Origin of the sequence: Erythrobacter sp. HL-111 (assembly GCF_900105095.1) — a bacterium.
GTDB lineage: Bacteria > Pseudomonadota > Alphaproteobacteria > Sphingomonadales > Sphingomonadaceae > Erythrobacter.
Window position 1 is genome coordinate 1,754,218 of sequence record NZ_LT629743.1, and the last position, 18,323, is coordinate 1,772,540.

The 18,323-nt window shown below is 66.9% G+C and carries 18 protein-coding genes; 13 read left to right on the plus strand and 5 right to left on the minus strand.

Translation table 11 applies throughout. The annotated features are described in order from the left end of the window. Nucleotides 1–23 precede the first annotated feature (23 nt). The 6 genes from BLU08_RS08290 (at nucleotide 24) to BLU08_RS08315 (ending at nucleotide 3,898) form a co-directional block, all read left to right on the plus strand. A complete protein-coding gene (locus tag BLU08_RS08290; RefSeq protein WP_233995911.1) occupies nucleotides 24–200 on the plus strand; it encodes a hypothetical protein in 177 nt (58 codons plus the stop codon). Nucleotides 201–278: 78 nt separating this feature from the next. Beyond that, complete coding sequence (locus tag BLU08_RS08295; RefSeq protein ID WP_090198082.1) at nucleotides 279–485, plus strand: hypothetical protein; 207 nt, start codon at nucleotides 279–281, stop codon at nucleotides 483–485. Nucleotides 486–494: 9 nt separating this feature from the next. Then, nucleotides 495–1,415, plus strand: coding sequence for a histone deacetylase (locus BLU08_RS08300; protein ID WP_233995912.1), 921 nt, complete (start codon nucleotides 495–497; stop codon nucleotides 1,413–1,415). A gap of 64 nt (nucleotides 1,416–1,479) precedes the next feature. Further along, on the plus strand, nucleotides 1,480–2,181 hold the full coding sequence (locus tag BLU08_RS08305; RefSeq protein WP_090201168.1) for a murein L,D-transpeptidase catalytic domain-containing protein: 702 nt from the start codon (nucleotides 1,480–1,482) through the stop codon (nucleotides 2,179–2,181). 4 nt (nucleotides 2,182–2,185) lie between these two features. After that, nucleotides 2,186–2,419 (plus strand): hypothetical protein, encoded by a 234-nt coding sequence (locus tag BLU08_RS08310; protein WP_090198085.1) that lies wholly within the window; start codon nucleotides 2,186–2,188, stop codon nucleotides 2,417–2,419. A gap of 108 nt (nucleotides 2,420–2,527) precedes the next feature. Continuing rightward, nucleotides 2,528–3,898, plus strand: coding sequence for an IS1380 family transposase (locus BLU08_RS08315; protein ID WP_090193770.1), 1,371 nt, complete (start codon nucleotides 2,528–2,530; stop codon nucleotides 3,896–3,898). A 189-nt stretch (nucleotides 3,899–4,087) separates the two neighbouring features. Here BLU08_RS08315 and BLU08_RS08320 read toward each other — a convergent pair whose 3' ends face one another. Further along, nucleotides 4,088–5,491, minus strand: a complete 1,404-nt coding sequence (locus tag BLU08_RS08320) for a L,D-transpeptidase family protein (RefSeq protein WP_090198089.1) — start codon at nucleotides 5,489–5,491, stop codon at nucleotides 4,088–4,090. 160 nt (nucleotides 5,492–5,651) lie between these two features. Between BLU08_RS08320 and BLU08_RS08325 the strand changes: the two genes are divergently transcribed. From BLU08_RS08325 to BLU08_RS08340, 4 genes are all read left to right on the plus strand, one after another. Continuing rightward, entirely contained in the window at nucleotides 5,652–6,572 is a 921-nt protein-coding gene (locus BLU08_RS08325; protein WP_090198092.1) for a DMT family transporter, read from the plus strand. 163 nt (nucleotides 6,573–6,735) lie between these two features. Beyond that, on the plus strand, nucleotides 6,736–9,408 hold the full coding sequence (gene acnA / locus BLU08_RS08330) for an aconitate hydratase AcnA (RefSeq protein WP_090201170.1): 2,673 nt from the start codon (nucleotides 6,736–6,738) through the stop codon (nucleotides 9,406–9,408). A 29-nt stretch (nucleotides 9,409–9,437) separates the two neighbouring features. Then, nucleotides 9,438–9,908, plus strand: a complete 471-nt coding sequence (locus BLU08_RS08335; protein ID WP_090198095.1) for a rhodanese-like domain-containing protein — start codon at nucleotides 9,438–9,440, stop codon at nucleotides 9,906–9,908. Between the two features lie 250 nt (nucleotides 9,909–10,158). Next, nucleotides 10,159–11,079, plus strand: coding sequence for a hypothetical protein (locus tag BLU08_RS08340; RefSeq protein WP_090198098.1), 921 nt, complete (start codon nucleotides 10,159–10,161; stop codon nucleotides 11,077–11,079). A 653-nt stretch (nucleotides 11,080–11,732) separates the two neighbouring features. On the opposite strand, the gene ruvB is transcribed toward BLU08_RS08340, so the two are convergent. The 4 genes from ruvB to ruvA all read right to left on the minus strand — a co-directional run bounded on the left by ruvB (nucleotide 11,733) and on the right by ruvA (nucleotide 14,621). After that, nucleotides 11,733–12,785 carry a Holliday junction branch migration DNA helicase RuvB gene (ruvB, locus tag BLU08_RS08345; protein WP_090198101.1) on the minus strand — a complete coding sequence of 351 codons (1,053 nt, stop codon included), beginning with the start codon at nucleotides 12,783–12,785 and terminating at the stop codon, nucleotides 11,733–11,735. Between the two features lie 13 nt (nucleotides 12,786–12,798). After that, on the minus strand, nucleotides 12,799–13,392 hold the full coding sequence (locus BLU08_RS15165) for a hypothetical protein (RefSeq protein WP_157674486.1): 594 nt from the start codon (nucleotides 13,390–13,392) through the stop codon (nucleotides 12,799–12,801). An 87-nt stretch (nucleotides 13,393–13,479) separates the two neighbouring features. After that, nucleotides 13,480–13,998, minus strand: coding sequence for a DsrE family protein (locus tag BLU08_RS08350; RefSeq protein WP_197676853.1), 519 nt, complete (start codon nucleotides 13,996–13,998; stop codon nucleotides 13,480–13,482). A gap of 14 nt (nucleotides 13,999–14,012) precedes the next feature. Further along, nucleotides 14,013–14,621, minus strand: coding sequence for a Holliday junction branch migration protein RuvA (ruvA, locus tag BLU08_RS08355; RefSeq protein WP_090198104.1), 609 nt, complete (start codon nucleotides 14,619–14,621; stop codon nucleotides 14,013–14,015). Nucleotides 14,622–14,798: 177 nt separating this feature from the next. Here ruvA and aroC point away from each other — a divergent pair, with 177 nt between their 5' ends. The 3 genes from aroC (at nucleotide 14,799) to ahpC (ending at nucleotide 18,095) form a co-directional block, all read left to right on the plus strand. Beyond that, a complete protein-coding gene (aroC, locus tag BLU08_RS08360) occupies nucleotides 14,799–15,881 on the plus strand; it encodes a chorismate synthase (protein ID WP_090198107.1) in 1,083 nt (360 codons plus the stop codon). A gap of 213 nt (nucleotides 15,882–16,094) precedes the next feature. Beyond that, the gene (locus tag BLU08_RS08365; protein WP_090198110.1) at nucleotides 16,095–17,177 is read left to right on the plus strand and encodes a metallophosphoesterase; all 1,083 of its coding nucleotides are present in this window, start codon (nucleotides 16,095–16,097) and stop codon (nucleotides 17,175–17,177) included. 351 nt (nucleotides 17,178–17,528) lie between these two features. After that, complete coding sequence (ahpC, locus tag BLU08_RS08370; protein ID WP_090198113.1) at nucleotides 17,529–18,095, plus strand: alkyl hydroperoxide reductase subunit C; 567 nt, start codon at nucleotides 17,529–17,531, stop codon at nucleotides 18,093–18,095. Nucleotides 18,096–18,323 lie beyond the last annotated feature (228 nt).

Below are 18,323 nucleotides of genomic sequence, written 5' to 3' on the forward strand. Positions count from 1 at the left end.
TCGGCGCCGCTTCGGCGGGCGCGGTGTCGAGCGGGGCCGCGGCGATCGGTGCTCTCGCCATCGGGGCGCTGGCGGTGGGCGCGCTCGCGATCGGAACGCTCGCGATAGGCCGTCTCGCCGTGCGCCGCCTGCACATCCGCGAGGCCAAGGTCGACGTGCTGCACATCGGGCAATTGCGGATCGAGGACCACCGCGAGTGATCCGGGCATCAGTGCCGTTTCCCGCGGATCGAAGCACTTGTCGAGCGTGAATACGAGGTCGTCCTCGTCGATATCGGGATGCCTCAGACCAGCAACGGGCATAAGCCTGCCGTCGCGCGCCGCTTCGGGCTGGACGAGCCTTCCGGCACGCCGAACCTCCTCGTGCTGATCGCCGGGAGCGTGCCGATCCACGCCGGCACCGCGACGACCTGGCGCAATGCGGCGAGCAGGAGCGAGGAGGCGATTGTCGTGGAGCTGGAACGGCTCGCCGATGCGCCCGTTTGAGCCGGGTTCATGCTCCACGTCGTCCACCACGCCGATTACATGGCCCCGCGCCCGGAGCGCGGCACGTTCCGGTTCGACAAGTATTACCTCGTCATGGAGGAGCTGCGCGTGCAGGCCCGAAACGGCGGCGCTGCGATCACCGAACACGCGCCCGCCCCCTGCCCGCGCGAATGGCTCGAAGCGGTGCACGATCCCGAATATGTCGAGGAGGTCTTCACCGCCAGCGTCCCGCGCGACAAGGAGCGGCGCATCGGCTTTCCCGTGACCGAGCGCATCCGCGACCGCGTGCGGCACACCAATGGCGGGACATGGCTCGCCGCGCGGCTCGCCCTGCGCCACGGCTACGCCGCCAACAGCGCGGCGGGGAGCCACCATGCGCTGGAGAACACGGGCGCGGGCTATTGCGTCTTCAACGACCTCGCGGTTGCCTCCAACCGCCTGATCGCGGAGGGCAGCGCGCGCCGCATCCTGATCGTCGATCTCGACGTCCACCAGGGCGACGGGACCGCAAGCCTGACCGCGCTGAGGGACGACATCTTCACGCTTTCGCTCCATGCGGAGAAGAATTTTCCCGTGCGAAAGGCGCGTTCGAACTGCGACGTGCCGCTGCCCGACGGGCTCGGCGACGAAGGCTACATGGCAGCGCTCGCCGCGCACCTGCCGGGGATCATGGACGATTTCGCACCCGACCTCGTGCTTTACCAGGCCGGCGTCGATCCGCACGTGGACGACAAGCTCGGACGGCTCGCGCTGACGGACGAGGGGCTGGAGCGGCGCGACCGGTTCGTGCTGCGCGAGGCGCGGGGCCGCGGGCTTCCGGTCGCCTCGGCGCTCGGCGGCGGATATGGCGCGGACCAGCGCGCCGTCGCCCGCCGTCACGCCCGTTCGATGCTGGCGATGGCGGACGAGAACGCGCGCTTCGCCGGCTGAGGCCGACCCGCAGGAGCATTTTCATTGTGGCGAAAGCAAGGATCGGTCATATTGGGCGGCGATGATGAAACGCCGCGACCTGATCAAGACCGGCCTTGCCGCCGGTGCCGTGCTCGCCCTGCCCCCGGCCCGTCTCGCCGCCCAGCCGATCAAGGGCTCCGCCCGCGACCGCGCGCTCTTCGCCATCGCCCGGCGCGAACTCGAAAGGGCGGGCGATTCGATCTGGAAGCGCGACATCGTCGGCATCGCCGATTACGGCGTCCATTCGGCGGAGCGGCGGTTCCACTTCGTCAATCTCGACCTGCAGGAAGTGCATTCCTACCACGTCAGCCACGGGCAGGGTTCCGACCCCGAACATGACGGCGTGCTCAACCGCTATTCCAATGTCGAAGGCTCGAACGCGACCAGCCGCGGGGCCTATGTCACGTGGGAATGGTACAAGGGCCGCTACGGCACCAGCGTGCGCCTCGGCGGGCTCGACGAGACCAACGACAACGCGCTGCGCCGCTACATCGTGATGCACCGCGCCGATTATGCCGAGCCGTCGCATATCGACCGTTGGGGCAGGCTCGGCCGGTCGAACGGCTGCTTCGCGATGGGCGAAGAACAGTTCCGCATCGCTTTGATGAACCTGTCGGGCGGACGCCTGCTGTTCGCCGACAGCCTAGGCCTGCAGGAGGACGGTTCGTTCCAGTCGGCGAATCTCGAGCCTCTGCGCCCGAGCAGGCCTTCCGATCTCCAGCGCTACGTTACCGGCGCGTTCTGAGGTGATGAGCCACGCCCCCTCTCCTGAGGACCGTGCGATTACGGCGACAAGCATCAAGTCGGCACCGATCGGCGCCGCGATCATCGCCCTCCTGTTTTTCAAAACTCCATTGATCGGCGCGATACTCACCTTGGCGAGCGGGGAATGGCAGGCCGTTCTGCTGGTTTGCCTCCCCTACGCCCTGCCCGCAGCGATCCTGTATCGCCGAGAAATCCTGCTCGAAAGTTCGCTCCCCTAGCCCGGATTATTCACCGGCAGTGGTCTGACGGGTTGGCGGGAGTGGCGTAAGCATTTGCATTGTTGTAGGAATGTGGTTGCTTAAGCCAGACCTGCAACGGGGCAAAATATGCCACAGACCACACCCGCCGGATGCGATGATAGCGCGTCCGTATTTTCGTTTCCAGCAGTGCGCGGCAAGAAGGTCACAGCTGCGTTTGACGGCGGCAGGCTGACCTCGGATGGCGGGGTGCTGGTGCTGGCTCAGGCCGAGCGCATGATGGGGCTCTGCCAGCGGCTTGCGGCGTGTATTGCCGATCCGCGCGATCCTGCTCGGGTGGTTCATCGGCTTGAAGATATCCTGCGCGCGCGGATGTTCGCGATCGCCTGCGGCTATGAGGATGCCGATGATCTCGACGCTCTGCGCGATGATCCGGGCTTCCGCCTTGCGCTGGGCAAGCTGCCGGGATCGGGTGCGGGGTTGGCCAGCCAACCGACGATGAGCCGCTGGGAGAATGCGCCGAGCACGCGCGAGCTGGCAAAGATGCTGGGGATCATGATCGACATCTACTGCGCCAGCTACCCCACTCCGCCGGCGGCGGTGACGCTGGATATCGATGACACCTGCGACGTCGTGCACGGCTATCAGCAACTCTCCTTCTGGAACGGACATCATGGGGAGCGCTGCTTCCTGCCGATCCATGTCTACGACACGGCAACGGGCCGGCCGGTGGCGATGCTGCTGCGCACGGGCAAGACGCCTTCTGGCAAGGAGGCGGCAGGGCATATCCGGCGTCTGGTGCGCCATCTTCGCCGCCACTGGCCTGATACCCACATCACCATCCGCGGTGACGGGCATTATGGACGGCCCGAGGTCATGGCCTTCTGCGAGGCGGCCCATGTCGATTACGTGTTCGGTCTGCCGACCAACGCCGCGCTGCGCGCTGATCCGGTTATCGTCACTGCCGCCGATGCCTGCGCGGTCCGCCGCGCCGAGTGCCAACTCCCGGTCCTGCGCAGCTATGCCGAGACCCGCTACGGCGCGAAGAGCTGGAACCGCCAGCGCCGCGTCGTCGCCAGGATCGAGGCCAGCACGCTGGGCATGGATATCCGCTATGTCGTCACATCGCTAACCCAAGGCTCGGCTGAATACATCTATGACACGCTCTACTGTGCGCGCGGGCAGGCCGAGAACCTGATCAAGCTGCACAAGACCCAGCTGGCCAGTGACCGCACCTCGTGCCGGTCGGCGAACGCCAACCAGATGCGCCTGATCCTGCACACCGCTGCCTACTGGCTGCTGTGGCGCGTTCAGCAGGCGATCCCAAAGACCACCGCTCTGGCAAAAGCCGAGTTTACGACCCTGCGCCTGCGGCTGCTCAAGGTTGCTGCCCGCGTCATGGAAAGCGCCACCCGAATCCGCGTAGCGTTCGCCTCTGCGTGCCCCGATGCCGATCTGATGCGTGCCATCGTTCTCGCGCTCAAGCCTGCGCCGACGTAGCGGGCGCGGCAGTGCCGCAGAAACCCCGAGCCAAGTCCTTCAACCAGAAAAGCCCATCGATCACAGCGCGGTGAAACAGACGCCAGCGGTGCCGCACGCCCGCTCTACGCCGCCGCACGCAGCAGTGGCGTCAAGCTCGCGCCGAGAGGCGCCCAACCGCATCGCCGTGAATAAGAGAGGCTAGGCCGTTCAGCCCTCGTCGCGCGGATCGTTCTCGATCACGATCACCTCGTCGTCGATCACGTCGGTCCGGTTGCGCACCCGCGGCTCGTCGAGGCTCGCCAGCACCGGCGCGTCGCGATCGTAGATGTCCTCGAACTCGGTCATCTCGCCCTCCACGTTCGTGCCGTAGGTGAAATAGGTGATGTAGGCGGGGATATGCCGCTCGATCATGACCTTGGTGTATTCGCCCGAGGTCGAGATCTCGACCGCCTCGTCGCGGCTCGCGCCCTTGCCGAGGATCGCCAGCGTCATGCCCAGTTCGAGCGCGCCCTCGGTGCGGATGCAGCCATGGCTGAGCGCGCGGTCGTCCTGCGCGAAGAGGTGGCGCGAGGGCGTGTCGTGGAAGAAGATCGCGTGCGGGTTCGGCATCTCCAGCTTCACCCGGCCCAGCGAATTGGTCGGCCCGGGCTGCTGGACGACGGTGATGTAGCCGTTCGCGCCGCGCGTCGCCTTGTAACCCTTGGCCCGCGCCCAGGCGGGATCGGAAAGCACGCGCTGGCCCAGCCCTTCGCCCCTGACGATCGACTGCGGCACGGTCCAGGTCGGGTTGAACACCACGCCTTCGACCATTTCGGCGAGCTGCGGCGTCGCGGTGCGTCCCGGCTTGCCAACGATGGTGCGATAGGTCTTCAGCGTCTTGTCGCCCACCGTCAGGCGAAGCTGGTATTCGGGGACATTGGTGATGAGGTAGAGCCTGCCGAGATCGCGCGGCAGCCAGCGCCAGCGGTCCATGTTGGCGCGGATCAGCTTGCGCTTCGCGGCATCGTCCGGCGGCGTCGCGGCGAGTTCGTCGCGCAGGCGGGCGTAATCGGGATAGGTCGGGTTGAGAGCCTCCAGCGTGCCCGCGATGTCGCCCGTCTCCAGCGCCGTTTCCAAGAGGTCCGGCGTGCGGAAGATGTCGCGGTCGGGATCGACCACGAACCACTGCTTGCGCGCGTCCATCGGGGTGCGCCCGTCGCGCAGGTCCTCGACCAGCCAGACGAAATTGCGCGAGGCGAGCGCGTCGAGTTCCTCCGACGGGCCGGAGCGCAAGGCGGTCCGCAAGGCGGCAAGGTCGTAGTCGGCCGGGTCGAGGCCCTCGCGCGCGATCCCCTCGATGAAGGCGACGAGGCTTTCGGCATTGGCGATCGTCCAGGGCCGCACCAGCGGACCCGGCGGATCGAGATCGCCCTGCACCACCGGATCGGAGATCATCCGCGGGAACGCCTCGTCGAAACCGGCCTCGGCTTTCGCCGGTGGCCTCGCCGCGCGCTCCTCCTGCTGGTCGGCGGGACGCAGGTCCTCCGCCCCGGGCTCCTGCGCCGCGACCCCGCCGCCAATCGCGAGCGCGGCGGCGATGCCGCCCGCCAGCAGGTGAGCCCTCAATGTCATGTGCCGTTCCACCGTCCGTCCTGCGCCGCGTTTCGCGCGCGGCATCGTGTTATGTACCGCCCGATATAATGGCAGCGGCCACCCCCTATCAATCATCCTCGCTTTCGCTGCGCTGAATCCTGTTCACGGGCGCGGCGCGGGGCTAGGAAAACGCGAAGCAATGCCCGACGCCATCCCGCCTCCCCGGCGCCTCGCGCCCTATGCCGCCGCCTTCGCCGGGGTCGGCTTCCTCGCGCTGATGGACGCCTTCATGAAAGGCGCCGCGCTCGCGACCGGGGCCTACACCGCGACCGTGCTGCGTTCGCTGATCGGGGCGGCGCTGATCGCACCGTTCTGGCTGGCGCGCGGGCCGGCCTGGCCGCGCGGGGCCCTGCTGCGCCTGCATCTCGAACGCGGGATCGTCTCGGCCGTCATGGCGCTTTCCTTCTTCTTCGCGCTGACGCGGCTCCCGCTCGCCGAGGCGATCGCGCTGTCCTTCGTCGCGCCACTGCTCGCGCTCTATCTCGCGAGCATCCTGCTCGGCGAGACGGTCCGGCGCGAGGCGATCGCGGCGAGCCTGCTGGGCCTTGCGGGAACGCTGGTGATCGTCGGCGGCCGCATCGGCGAGGGCGAGATGGGGCGCGAGGCTGCCGAGGGGCTTGCCGCGCTCGCCTTTTCCGCGGTGCTCTACGCATATACCTTCGTCGTCATCCGCCGCCAGAGCCAGCTCGCCGGCCCGGTCGAGATCGCGACCTTCCATTCGGGCATCGGCGGGCTCTTCCTCCTCGCCTTCGCGCCGTTCGCCTGGGAAATGCCGCGGATTGAGGTGATGGGCGGGCTCGCGGCCGCCGGGGCGCTCACCGTCGCGGCATCGCTCGCCATCGCCTGGGCCTATGCCCGTGAGGAGGCGCAGGCGCTGGTCCCGATCGAATATTCGGGCTTCCTCTGGGCGAGCCTGTTCGGCTGGCTGTTCTTCCGCGAGGAACTGGCCCTGCCCACGCTCGCCGGGGCGGCGCTGATCGTCGCGGGGTGCTGGCTGGTCACCCGGCGCGCCCCGGAAACGCCCGGGGCCGGGGCCGCGGGCGATCCGACCGGGATTTGACCACGGAGGGTCCGATTCCGCCCGCCCGGACCTTCGCGCGCCCTTGACCTTGGCCCCGCACTCCAGCAATTGCGCGCGCAAGGATTTCAGTCGGACGCGCAAGGCGCCCGGACCCCTCTGCCCGCGCGCGGGCAAGGGCACAGCCAAAAGGATGGGATACGACATGACCGATACCGGCAAGGACACGCTGGGCACCCGCTCGACCCTGAACGTGGGCGGCAAGGAATACGCCTATTACTCGCTCGCCAAGGCGGCGGAGGCGCTGGGCGACGTGTCGAAGCTCCCCATCTCGATGAAGGTGCTGCTGGAAAACCTGCTGCGCTTCGAGGACGAGGGCTTCACCGTCGGGCGCGAGCATATCCAGGCGATCGTCGACTGGCAGAAGGATCCGAAGACCGGGAGCGAGATCCAGTACCGCCCCGCGCGCGTGCTGCTGCAGGATTTCACCGGCGTGCCCTGCGTGGTCGACCTTGCCGCGATGCGCGATGCGATCAAGCAGCTGGGCGGCGATACCCAGAAGATCAACCCGCTGGTCCCGGTCAACCTCGTCATCGACCATTCGGTCATGGTCGACGAATTCGGCCATCCCAAGGCGATGGAAGCCAACATGGCGCTCGAATACGAGCGCAATGCCGAGCGTTACGACTTCCTCAAGTGGGGTTCCAAGAGCTTCGAGAACTTCTCCGCCGTACCGCCGGGCACGGGGATCTGCCATCAGGTCAACCTGGAGCACATCGCGCGCGGCGTGTGGTCGTCCGAAGGGCCGGACGGCGTGATGGTCGCCTATCCCGACACCTGCGTCGGCACCGACAGCCATACGACGATGATCAACGGCCTCGGCGTGCTGGGCTGGGGCGTCGGCGGGATCGAGGCCGAGGCCGCGATGCTGGGCCAGCCGATCTCGATGCTGATCCCCGAAGTCGTCGGCTTCCGCCTCGATGGCCGCATGGCCGAAGGCGTGACCGCGACCGATCTCGTGCTGACCTGCGTGCAGATGCTGCGCGAGGTGGGCGTGGTGGGCCGTTTCGTCGAATTCTACGGTCCGGGTGTCGCCAACCTCACCCTCGCCGACCGCGCGACCATCGCCAACATGGCCCCCGAATACGGCGCGACCTGCGGCTTCTTCGGCATCGACGACAAGACCATCGAATACCTGCGCCTCACCGGCCGGTCGGAAGAGACCATCGCGCTCGTCGAAGCCTATTCGAAGGAACAGGGCATGTGGTTCGATCCCCATGCCGAGCCGGTCTTCACCAGCACGCTCGAACTCGACATGGCGAGCGTGGTGCCCAGTCTCGCCGGGCCGAAGCGCCCGCAGGACAAGGTCATCCTCCCCGAGGTGGGCGAGCTGTTCAACCGCGACCTCAAGGAAGTCTACAAGAAGGACAAGCCGCTGCGCGTCGGCGTCGAGGGCGCGAACCACGATATCGGCGACGGCGACGTGGTGATCGCCGCGATCACGAGCTGCACCAACACCTCGAACCCCGATGTCCTGATCGCCGCCGGCCTCGTCGCGCGCAAGGCGAACGAGCGCGGACTGAAGCCCAAGCCGTGGGTCAAGACCAGCCTCGCGCCCGGATCGCAGGTGGTCACCGACTACCTCGTGAAGTCCGGCCTGCAGGCCGATCTCGACGCGATCGGCTTCGATCTCGTCGGCTACGGCTGCACCACCTGCATCGGCAATTCCGGCCCGCTCGCCCCGCCGATCTCGGCCGCGATCAACGAGAACGACATCGTCGCGGCCTCGGTCCTGTCGGGCAACCGCAATTTCGAGGGCCGCGTCTCGCCCGACGTGCGCGCCAACTTCCTCGCCTCGCCGCCGCTGGTCGTCGCCTATGCGCTCAAGGGCACGGTGACCGAGGACATCACCACCACCCCGCTCGGCCAGGACAATGATGGCAACGACGTGATGCTCGCCGACCTGTGGCCGACCAATGCCGAGATCGCCGAGCACCGTGCGGCCAACATCGATCGCTCGATGTTCGAATCGCGCTACGCCAACGTCTATGACGGCGACGAGCACTGGCAGGCGATCACGGTCGAACCGTCGGACACCTATCAATGGCGCGCCGGGTCCACCTATGTCGCCAATCCGCCCTATTTCGAAGGGATGGAGATGACCCCCGCCCCCGTCACCGACATCGTCGATGCGAAACCGCTCGCGATCCTCGGCGACAGCGTCACCACCGACCACATCTCGCCCGCCGGTTCGATCAAGGAGGATTCGCCCGCGGGTGCCTACCTGGTTTCGAACCAGGTGCAGAAGAAGGACTTCAACTCCTACGGCTCGCGTCGCGGCAACCACGAAGTGATGATGCGCGGCACCTTCGCCAACATCCGCATCAAGAACGAAATGGTGCCGGGGGTCGAGGGCGGCTACACCACCTATAATGGCGAGCAGATGCCGATCTACGACGCCGCGATGAAGCACAAGGCGGACGGCACGCCGCTCGTCGTCGTCGCGGGCAAGGAATACGGCACCGGCTCCAGCCGCGACTGGGCGGCGAAGGGCACGATCCTCCTGGGCGTGCGCGCGGTCATCGTCGAAAGCTTCGAGCGCATCCACCGCTCGAACCTCGTCGGGATGGGCGTGCTGCCGCTGCAGTTCAAGGACGGCGACACGCGCAAGACGCTCGGCCTCACCGCCGACGACACCTTCAGCATCAAGGGGCTGGCCGATCTTGCCCCGGCGCAGGACGTCGAGATCGAGGTCACGCGCAAGGACGGGACGAAATTCACCTTCACCGCGCTCTGCCGTATCGATACGGCGAACGAAATGGAGTATTACCGCCACGGCGGCATCCTCCATTACGTGCTGCGCAAACTCGCCGCCTGAGGGAGCTGCGACTGGAACGGAGAAAACCGATGCGGAGCGTGCTTTTCCTGAGCCTTGCCGGCCTTGCGACCCTGGCGGCCTGCGCGCCGTCGGCCGAAAGGGGCGATGGAAAGCGCGGCTCCGGCCCGCCGCTGGGTTTCGAACTCGCCTCCGCGCAGGCCGGGTTCGCGGCGCCCGCCGGTCCGGTGATCGATGTCTCCCCCGCCGAACTCATTGCGCGACTGGGGGCGGGAAACGTGCGGCTGATCGACGTCCGCACCGATGAAGAGGTCGCCGCCGGCATGATCCCCGGGGCGCACCACATCGCGCTCGACGAATTCGACCCCGCCGCGCTCAACGTGGCGGAGGACGAAACGGTGGTGTTCTATTGCCGCTCGGGCAGCCGCTCGACCAAGGCCGCCGAAAGGCTCGCCGCGCAGGCAGGCGAACCGGAGCGGCATCTTGCGGGCGGAATTCTCGCCTGGCAGGAAGCGGGCGGCGCGATCGTCCAGCCCGAATAAGCGCGCGCCGCTCCAGGTCGATCCGCGGGGTCGATCCGGTCGCGGCTCCGCGCGCCTTGCATGATCCGGCCAGTTCCCGCACTGCCGACGCGGGGACGCTGTTCGTGGCGAGCAACAGGGCCCCGGAAAGCCGCTCCGGCCGCATCATCGGGAACGGGTGCCGCCTGCACCCATGGCGTGGGCTTGTTGGCCGCTGACGGGCGGTCCTGCGGGTCGGCGTCAGGCCGTGGTCCTTGCCCGCCTGTCCCCCTTGCCCTTCCTCCGCCGCAGGATCGCGGCCGCGGCGAGGCCGAACAGGCCGACCATCGGCGGTGCGGGAACTTCGATCCCGCTGCTGGTCCCGCCCGAGGAGGAGCTCGAGGAACTCGACGAAGAGGACGACGACGACGAACCCGAGCTGGAACCGCTGCTCGTCGAACCGCCGGTGCTCGAGCCGCCGGAGCTCGAACCCGAACTCGACGAGGAGCTGGAGGAGGACGAGCCTGAGGAGGAGGAACTGGTGCTGCTAGTCAGGTCGCCCGAGGTGCCGCCGCTGCTGGTCGCCCCGCCCGAAGACGAGGACGAGGACGAGCCGGAACTGGAGCCCGACGAAGAGGACGTGGAACCGGGGTGGCCACTCGTGGTCCCGCCCGAGGAGCTGGAGGATGACGAGCTGGAGCTTGAGGAGGAGGACGAAGAAGAGGACGAAGAGGACGAACTCGACACGTTGCCCGAAGAACTCGAGACGCTGCCCGTGCTCGAGGAGACCGCGCCGGTCGAGGTGCTGGTCGAAACCTGGCCGGTCGACGACGAGATCGAGCCGGTCGAGGAGGTCGAGCTGACCGTGCCCGATGACGAGGTGGTCGAGCTCGAATTGTCGATGTCGATGTCGATGACGACCCCGCTCGTCCCGCCGTTGGAGCCCCCGGTCGAGGTCGTGCCGCCCGAGGTCGAGCTGACATCGCCCGACGAGCTCACGTCGCCCGAGCTCGAACCGCCCGAGGTGGAAGTCGTCGTCGAGACCGATACGTCGCCCGAGGACGAACCGCCCCCGCCGCCGCCGAAGAAGCCTCCGAAGAAGCCCCCGCCGAACCCGCCGCCGAACCCGCCGAGCCCGCCGCCGACGACGAGCGGCGCCGCACCGCCGCCGCCCTGGACCGGCGGAAGCGGCGGAAGCGGCGCGGGCGCATAGGCGACCTGCTGGATCGGGGGACATTCGGCCGGGTCGAAATAGGCCTGCACCGCACCGGCCGGCACGCTCGTCGCCATGTCAGGCGCGCCCGCATAGGGCTGGCATTCGATCGTCCGTTCGACGATGCGCCGGCGGCGCGGTTCGGCGTCGGGCACGATCCGCTCGCGCGTCTTGATGTATGTCGGCTCGGCCAGCTGCGGCGCGGTCTTGATGTACTTGCCCTGCCGCTCGACCTCGACCAGGCGGCCGTCGAGATCGGTCGTGTAATCGGGATCCTCGGTCGTCATCGGTTCGGCCGTGCGGACCGCGCCGCCCTGCTGGGCGACCTGCAGCGCACCGCCCGTCATCATGGCGACGCCCGCGGCGGTGGCGGAAAGCTTTGCGGCAGCCAATTTGAGCGACATGGACTCACCTCGAAGAAACAAGCATCTTGGACAAGACCCCCGGACAGCGAGCCTGCCTCGGCGAGAATTGCACAGTCCTTGTGATGGCGATCGCCCCGCGAGGGCAACGGCGTTAACCACCAAGGCAAGCGCACCATGGCCGGAAACGGGGCGAAATCACGGCTTTTGAGCCGGCCTGTCCCATTCCGGCACCAAAGCCGCCGCAAGTTTTAGCCGACGCGCGCCCGCATGGTTAACGAAGCCGTCCGCCTATGCCTCGCCCGGATCGCGGTCTCCGAACATCCCGAGCTGGCCGTCGGTAGGCCCCCGGGGCGGGACAAGGCCAAGATGCTGCCAGCCCGCATCGTTGAGCACTCGCCCGCGCGCGGTCCGCGCCAGCAGGCCCAGCTGGATGAGGTACGGCTCGACCACCTCCTCGACCGTGTCGCGCGGTTCGGCGAGCCCGGCTGCGAGCGTTTCCACGCCGACCGGCCCGCCCTTGTAGGTGGTCGCGATCATGGTGAGGTACTTGCGGTCCATCGCGTCGAGCCCGAGCCGGTCGATCTCCAGCCGGGTCAGCGCATCGTCGGCCATGGCCTTCGTTACCGTCCCCTGCCCCGCGACATGGGCGAAGTCGCGCACGCGCCGTAGCAGCCGTCCGGCGACCCGCGGCGTGCCCCGGCTGCGGCGGGCGATCTCGCGCGCGCCTTCCGCCTCGATCGCAAGGCCGAGCAGCCGCGCCCCGCGCGTGACGACGAGGTCGAGTTCGTCATGGGTGTAGAAATTGAGGCGGACCGGAATGCCGAAACGATCGCGCAGCGGGGTCGTCAGCAGGCCCTGCCTTGTGGTCGCGCCGACCAGCGTGAAGGGCGGCAGGTCGATCCGCACGCTGCGCGCCGACGGCCCCTCGCCGATGATGAGGTCGAGCGCGCGGTCCTCCATCGCGGGGTAGAGCACTTCCTCGACCACCGGATTGAGCCGGTGGATCTCGTCGATGAAGAGCACGTCGTGCGGTTCGAGATTGGTGAGCAGCGCGGCAAGGTCGCCCGCCTTGGCAATGACAGGGCCGGAGGTGGCGCGAAAGCCGACGCCGAGTTCCGCCGCGACGATCTGCGCCAGCGTGGTCTTGCCGAGTCCCGGCGGGCCAAAGAACAGCGTGTGATCCATCGCCTCGCCCCGCCCGCGCGCGCTCTCGATGAAGACGCGAAGGTTGTCCCGCGCGGCCTCCTGTCCGATGAACTCGGCAAGCGATTTGGGGCGGAGTGCCGCATCCGGGTCGCCGGGCTGGGGCGCGGGGGAATGGAGGGGGGCGGGGTCGGTCAAAACTAAAAAGTGCCTAACGCCTTCTCATCGCAGCTTCGATTTCGCTGATCGATTCTCGTTTAGTTTTGTCAATCCCAAGCATAATGATCGGATCGAATTCTCGATCGGATGCGTCCTTGAACATTGGAAAATCATTCCGAAGCCCTTCACAGAATGGGATGCGAAAGGCCTCAATACGCTCGGAAAGAGGTGTTCCCGGTTCGAAATACAAATTTTCCTCGAAAAATATCCATTTTCTTGCGCACCGTTCGATCAGCTTCGATTGTAAGATTGCGAGTTCTTCCTGGTCGGACCGGACGTGCGGCTCTGGGACAGGACAGCCGAGAATTTTCTCGAGCTCCAGTCTAAGATATGACTTCGATCGCTCTATCCCTTTGACAGTGATAAGCAGAAAAAACCCATCTGGCGCATCGCGAAATGCTTTCCATTCGCCAAATCCGTTCTTCAAAGCTTCGACAAAGAGGTAGATTTTTTCCTCAAGAGACATGGACTGAGCGAATGGCTGAGCTTCAAATTCAGTCCATTTTTCAGAAGCAATCTCAATTGCTCGCGGCATCTCAGCGAGAGCAGCATCCGCTTTGTTTTTCTTCGATTTGAACGGCCACATAATTCGCCTCCCTGAAATCGCTTCTTCTGCTTCAACTCATTCTTAGATTGTCATCCTCTCTTTACGATACGTTCGGGATCCGCATCCTCAAAACGGGTTCACCGTATAGCCGCGCTGTTGCAGCACCGCGTGAGCCGTCATCGCAGAGAGCGACATCTCGACGCCGGTGATGAGGTCCTCCGGCGCGATGCCGTAGGCGACCGCGCTCTGGCCGCACAGGACGAAGCGCACGTCCTTCTCCAGCAGCGCCTCGACCAGCGCGCGCGAAGGGTTGGCTTCGGCGTTCAACAGTTCCTCGGAAGCCTTGCCGTGGACCACCACGACGAGGCGGATGTTTTCCTCCGGCACGCCATTCGCGACGTGCATGTTGAGGAAGCGCGCCGCCGCCATGAAGCCGCGATTGGCGCCGCCTTCTCCCGCCGGTTCGTTCACGTCGAATGCCACCGCGAATTCGGCGTCCGCGGGCAGCCGCTCGACGCCGGGCACCGGCGCGTGCGGGCCGAAGTCCTCGATCACCGGGCCGGTCTTGAACGCGCTCATGTCCTGCGCGGCGACGGGGACCGCCATGCAGATCGCCAGCGCCGCGATTCCCGCTCTCGTCCTCATCCTGCTTCCTCCTCTTATCCCGCAGCTTTTTTCAGCGCGACGCGGATCAGCTCGCTCGTCGCAGCATCCTCGCCCAGTTCGGCCTGCGCGCGGGCGACGGCCTGGGCGGCGATCGCGGGCTTGAAGCCGAGGTTCTCCAATGCGCTCACCGCGTCGGCGCTGGCCGAGCCTGCCGGGGCGATGCTCGCCGCGCCGGCGGGCGCGCCCGTCCCGCCGGGCAGCGCGCCGGCCTTGTCCTTCAATTCGTTGACGATCCGTCCGGCAAGCTTCGGCCCCACCCCGTTCGCGCGCGCCACGCTTGCCGCATCGCCGCCCGCGCAGGCATCGCGCAATTCGCCCGTCGACAGCGCCGAGAGGATCGCGAGCGCGACCTTGCTCCCGACCCCCTGCACGCCGGTCAGCAGGCGGAACCAGTCGCGCTCCGATGCCTCGGCAAAGCCCAGCAGGCGCATGTCGTTCTCGCTCACCTGAAGGTCGGTGTGGATGGTGCAGGCCGCGCCCACCCCGCCCAGCGCGGACAGGGTCCGGGCCGAGCAATGGACGAGATAGCCGACGCCGTTCACGTCGACGATCGCCCAGTCCTCTCCGATTTCGTCGAGGCGGCCCTTGAGCTTTGCAATCATGGTCTTTTCGCGCGCTACCGCTTCGCTGCCTGAGCGCAATGTTCCTGCACCAAGCCGCAGCCGATTGCCAGAGCGGCCCGCTTGTTATCGTCGGCGCGCCACCTGTCGCCGCTGGGCGGCAGGCGAAAATCGCCACAATCTCGACACACCGCGCGAATCCGCTAAGGCTCGCTGCCCATGAGCTTCAACACTTTCGGGCGCGTGCTGCGCTTTTCGACATGGGGGGAAAGCCACGGGCCGGCGCTGGGCGCAGTGGTGGACGGCTGCCCGCCGGGCCTGACCCTGCGCGAAAAGGACATCCAGCCCTTCCTCGACGCGCGCCGGCCGGGGCAGAGCCGCTACACGACGCAGCGGCGCGAGGCGGACCAGGTCCGTATCCTTTCGGGCGTGTTCGAGGACAGGACCACCGGCACGCCGATCCACCTGATGATCGAGAACACCGACCAGCGGTCCAAGGACTATACCGAGATCGCGCGCAGCTATCGCCCGGGCCACGCCGATTACGCCTATGACGCGAAATACGGCCACCGGGACTATCGCGGCGGCGGGCGTTCCAGCGCGCGCGAGACGGCGGCGCGGGTCGCGGCCGGGGCGGTTGCCCGGGCGATCATCCCCGAGGTCACGATCCACGCCTATGTCTGCGAACTGGGCGGCGACCCGATCGAGCGCGAGGCGATCGATTACGACCAGATCACGAAGAACCCCTTCTTCTGCCCCGACAGCTGGGCCGCGGTGCGCTGGGAGGAGAAGATCGAGAAGGCGCGCAAGGACGGCTCCTCGCTCGGCGCGGTGGTCGAATGCGTCGCGACCGGAGTTCCCGCAGGCTGGGGCGCGCCGGTCTATGCCAAGCTCGACGCCGACCTTGCCAGCGCGATGATGAGCATCAACGCGGTCAAGGGCGTCGAGATCGGCGACGGTTTCGAGGCGGCGCGGCTGACGGGGGTCGAGAACGCCGATGCGATGAGCCCCCCGGAACCGGGGAGCCCGGACGGCAGGCCCGTCTTTGCAAGCAACCACGCGGGCGGCACGGCGGGCGGCATCTCGACCGGGCAGCCGGTGGTGTGCCGCGTCGCGTTCAAGCCGACCTCCTCGATCCTGACGCCCGTTTCCTCGATCACCTCCGACGGCGAGCCGGTCGAGGTCGTGACCAAGGGCCGCCACGATCCCTGCGTCGGCATCCGCGGCGCGCCCGTGGCCGCGGCGATGATGGCGCTGGTCCTTGCGGACCACAAGATGCTCCACCGCGCTCAAGTAGCGTAGCGGTAGCGCAGAAAAGGACGCGCTCAGGTAGCGTAGCGGTAGCGCAGAAAAGGACGCGCTCAGGTAGCGTAGCGGTAGCGCAAGCGGCAGCGCGGACAGGGCTCTTCCGCACAGTCCGGTCAGCGCCTTGAAAAGATGCGCCCGCAAGGGGGCAGGCGGTAGCGCAGCGGTAACATTACCCGCGCATCGCTGTGGCCGAACAGGAGGTTGCCCATGATCCGCGTCGCACCTTTCGCCGCCACCCTCGCCCTTGCCTTCGCCCCGCTCGCCGCCCATCCGGACCATGCGTCGCACGCGGAATTGTCGCACGAGAACCCCCGGATAGAAGCCGAGATCCCGCCCGAGGCGCGCGGGAGCGAGAGCGAGGCGCTGCCCTGGACCAGCCTGGAGGCACTCGATGCCGAGGCGCGCTTCCATTTCGTCGTGGTCTCGGACCGCACCGGCGGCCACCGCCCGGGCGTGTGGCAGGATGCAATGGACAAGATCGACCTCGTCCAGCCCGCCTTCGTCGTTTCGGTGGGCGATCTCGTCGAAGGCTACACCGAGGATCGCCGCCAGCTGAAACGCGAATGGGACGAGATCGACCGGATGATCGGCACGCTCGATTCGCCGTTCTTCTACGTGCCGGGCAACCACGACTATTCGAACGAGGTGATGGCCGAGGTCTGGGCCGAACGGCTGGGTGCGTCCTGGTATTCGTTCACCTACAAGGGCGCGCTGTTCATCGTGCTCAACTCCGCCCTGTTCGACCGCGAGGGCCTCGAAGGCTACGGCGAACGCGGCGGCGACTGGGCCGAGGAACAGGCGAAACAGCTTGCCTGGCTGGAAAAGACGCTGGAAGCGAACGGGGACGCGCGCTGGACCTTCCTGTTCATGCATCGCCCGTTCTGGCTCGAAACCTGGGTCCGGCCCGAAGAAGGCGAGGAGGTCCCCGCGACCGGGCCGTGGCCGAAGCATACCCGCAGCCCCAGCGAGTGGAGCAAGGTCGAGAAGATGCTCGGTCGGCGACCCTACACCTTCCTGTCGGGCCACGAACACGTCTACAATTACGAGGAAACGCCGGGCGTTCCGCACCAGCACCGGATCACCCTCGCCTCGACCGGGGGCGTGTCGTCCAATCGCGGCGTCGAATACGGGGAATTCGACCACTTCCTGTGGATCACCATGACCGATGACGGGCCGGTGATCGCGAACATGCTGCTCGACGGGGTGCTGCCGGCCGACATGGAACAGAAATACCGCCGCCCATGGTGGGCGCCGCGCGATCCCTCTGACCCCGAAGCGACCGGCAACTGAGCCCTCCGCCCCGCGAACGAGAGGATGCGCGTGGCCGAAAACCGCCCGGAACGCCGCCGCGGGACGCCTCGCTTCAGCCCTGCGCCCAAGGCGGCGAAGCGGTCGCCGTCGCCGCCCCCGGCCTGTTCATCGATCCTTGCGCGCCCGCTCTACCGCAGGTGCGAGAAACCGCGGCCCGGCCATCGCCACCCCAGAACGCCTGCGACCGGTTCCCGTTGTGACGATTGAAAAAATCGATTGTTGCAATCGCACATTCCCGCTTTTTTGCAACGCAGCACGCCTTATGTGGGGCAGGCAAGTTTCAGAACGACTTTTTTCACCTGCAACCCTTCAAGTACGAGGAGAACATCAATGGGCATCATCGGTTCGACCATCCAGCCGTTCAAGGCGACCGCCTTCCAGGCCGGCAAGGACTTCTTCGACGTCACGAACGACGACATCGCCGGCAAGTGGGCGGTATTCTTCTTCTATCCGGCCGACTGGACCTTCGTCTGCCCGACCGAGCTCGAGGACCTGGGCGAGAAGTACGAAATGCTCCAGAAGATGGGCGTCGAGGTCTTCGCCGTGTCGACCGACACGCATTTCAGCCACAAGGCCTGGCACGACAATTCGGAAAAGATCGGCAAGCTCCAGTTCGCCTTCCTCGGCGACCAGCTCCACACCCTGTCGAAGCAGTTCGGCGTGCTGCGTGAGGAAATGGGCCTTGCCGACCGCGCGACCTTCGTGGTCGATCCCGATGGCGTGATCCAGATCATGGAAATCACCTGCGAGGGCGTCGGCCGCAACGCCAACGAACTGGTCCGCAAGATCAAGGCCGCGCAGTATGTCCGCGAGAACCCGGGCCAGGTCTGCCCGGCGGCGTGGGAAGAAGGCAGCGAGACGCTGGCCCCCTCGCTCGACCTCGTCGGCAAGATCTAAGGGCGCGATCCAGCTCTCACGCCGCGGCGGCCCGTTCCGCCCGGCAGAACCAGGACGCGGCGTTCCTGCCCCTCCCCCTCCGGCGGGGGCGCCGCGTCCGGAAACCCGAGAAGCCTTCGAAAAAAACGGAGGGCCCTCGGGTCGCAAAGGGGCCGGAAGGCTTTTCGCCTCCCCTCCCCCCTCCCCCACGGAGGCGGACGGTTTTCCGGTCCCACGCCTGCCGCGCCC

What these genes read in the sequence shown, in the direction of transcription:
- BLU08_RS08295 (WP_090198082.1), top strand. Translation starts at nt 279, where the DNA reads ATGCCTCAGACCAGCAACGGGCATAAGCCTGCCGTCGCGCGCCGCTTC.
- BLU08_RS08300 (WP_233995912.1), top strand. Translation starts at nt 495, where the DNA reads ATGCTCCACGTCGTCCACCACGCCGATTACATGGCCCCGCGCCCGGAG.
- BLU08_RS08305 (WP_090201168.1), top strand. Translation starts at nt 1,480, where the DNA reads ATGAAACGCCGCGACCTGATCAAGACCGGCCTTGCCGCCGGTGCCGTG.
- BLU08_RS08310 (WP_090198085.1), top strand. Translation starts at nt 2,186, where the DNA reads ATGAGCCACGCCCCCTCTCCTGAGGACCGTGCGATTACGGCGACAAGC.
- BLU08_RS08315 (WP_090193770.1), top strand. Translation starts at nt 2,528, where the DNA reads ATGCCACAGACCACACCCGCCGGATGCGATGATAGCGCGTCCGTATTT.
- BLU08_RS08320 (WP_090198089.1), bottom strand. Translation starts at nt 5,491, where the DNA reads ATGACATTGAGGGCTCACCTGCTGGCGGGCGGCATCGCCGCCGCGCTC.
- BLU08_RS08325 (WP_090198092.1), top strand. Translation starts at nt 5,652, where the DNA reads ATGCCCGACGCCATCCCGCCTCCCCGGCGCCTCGCGCCCTATGCCGCC.
- acnA (WP_090201170.1), top strand. Translation starts at nt 6,736, where the DNA reads ATGACCGATACCGGCAAGGACACGCTGGGCACCCGCTCGACCCTGAAC.
- BLU08_RS08335 (WP_090198095.1), top strand. Translation starts at nt 9,438, where the DNA reads ATGCGGAGCGTGCTTTTCCTGAGCCTTGCCGGCCTTGCGACCCTGGCG.
- BLU08_RS15165 (WP_157674486.1), bottom strand. Translation starts at nt 13,392, where the DNA reads ATGTGGCCGTTCAAATCGAAGAAAAACAAAGCGGATGCTGCTCTCGCT.
- BLU08_RS08350 (WP_197676853.1), bottom strand. Translation starts at nt 13,998, where the DNA reads ATGAGGACGAGAGCGGGAATCGCGGCGCTGGCGATCTGCATGGCGGTC.
- ruvA (WP_090198104.1), bottom strand. Translation starts at nt 14,621, where the DNA reads ATGATTGCAAAGCTCAAGGGCCGCCTCGACGAAATCGGAGAGGACTGG.
- aroC (WP_090198107.1), top strand. Translation starts at nt 14,799, where the DNA reads ATGAGCTTCAACACTTTCGGGCGCGTGCTGCGCTTTTCGACATGGGGG.
- BLU08_RS08365 (WP_090198110.1), top strand. Translation starts at nt 16,095, where the DNA reads ATGATCCGCGTCGCACCTTTCGCCGCCACCCTCGCCCTTGCCTTCGCC.
- ahpC (WP_090198113.1), top strand. Translation starts at nt 17,529, where the DNA reads ATGGGCATCATCGGTTCGACCATCCAGCCGTTCAAGGCGACCGCCTTC.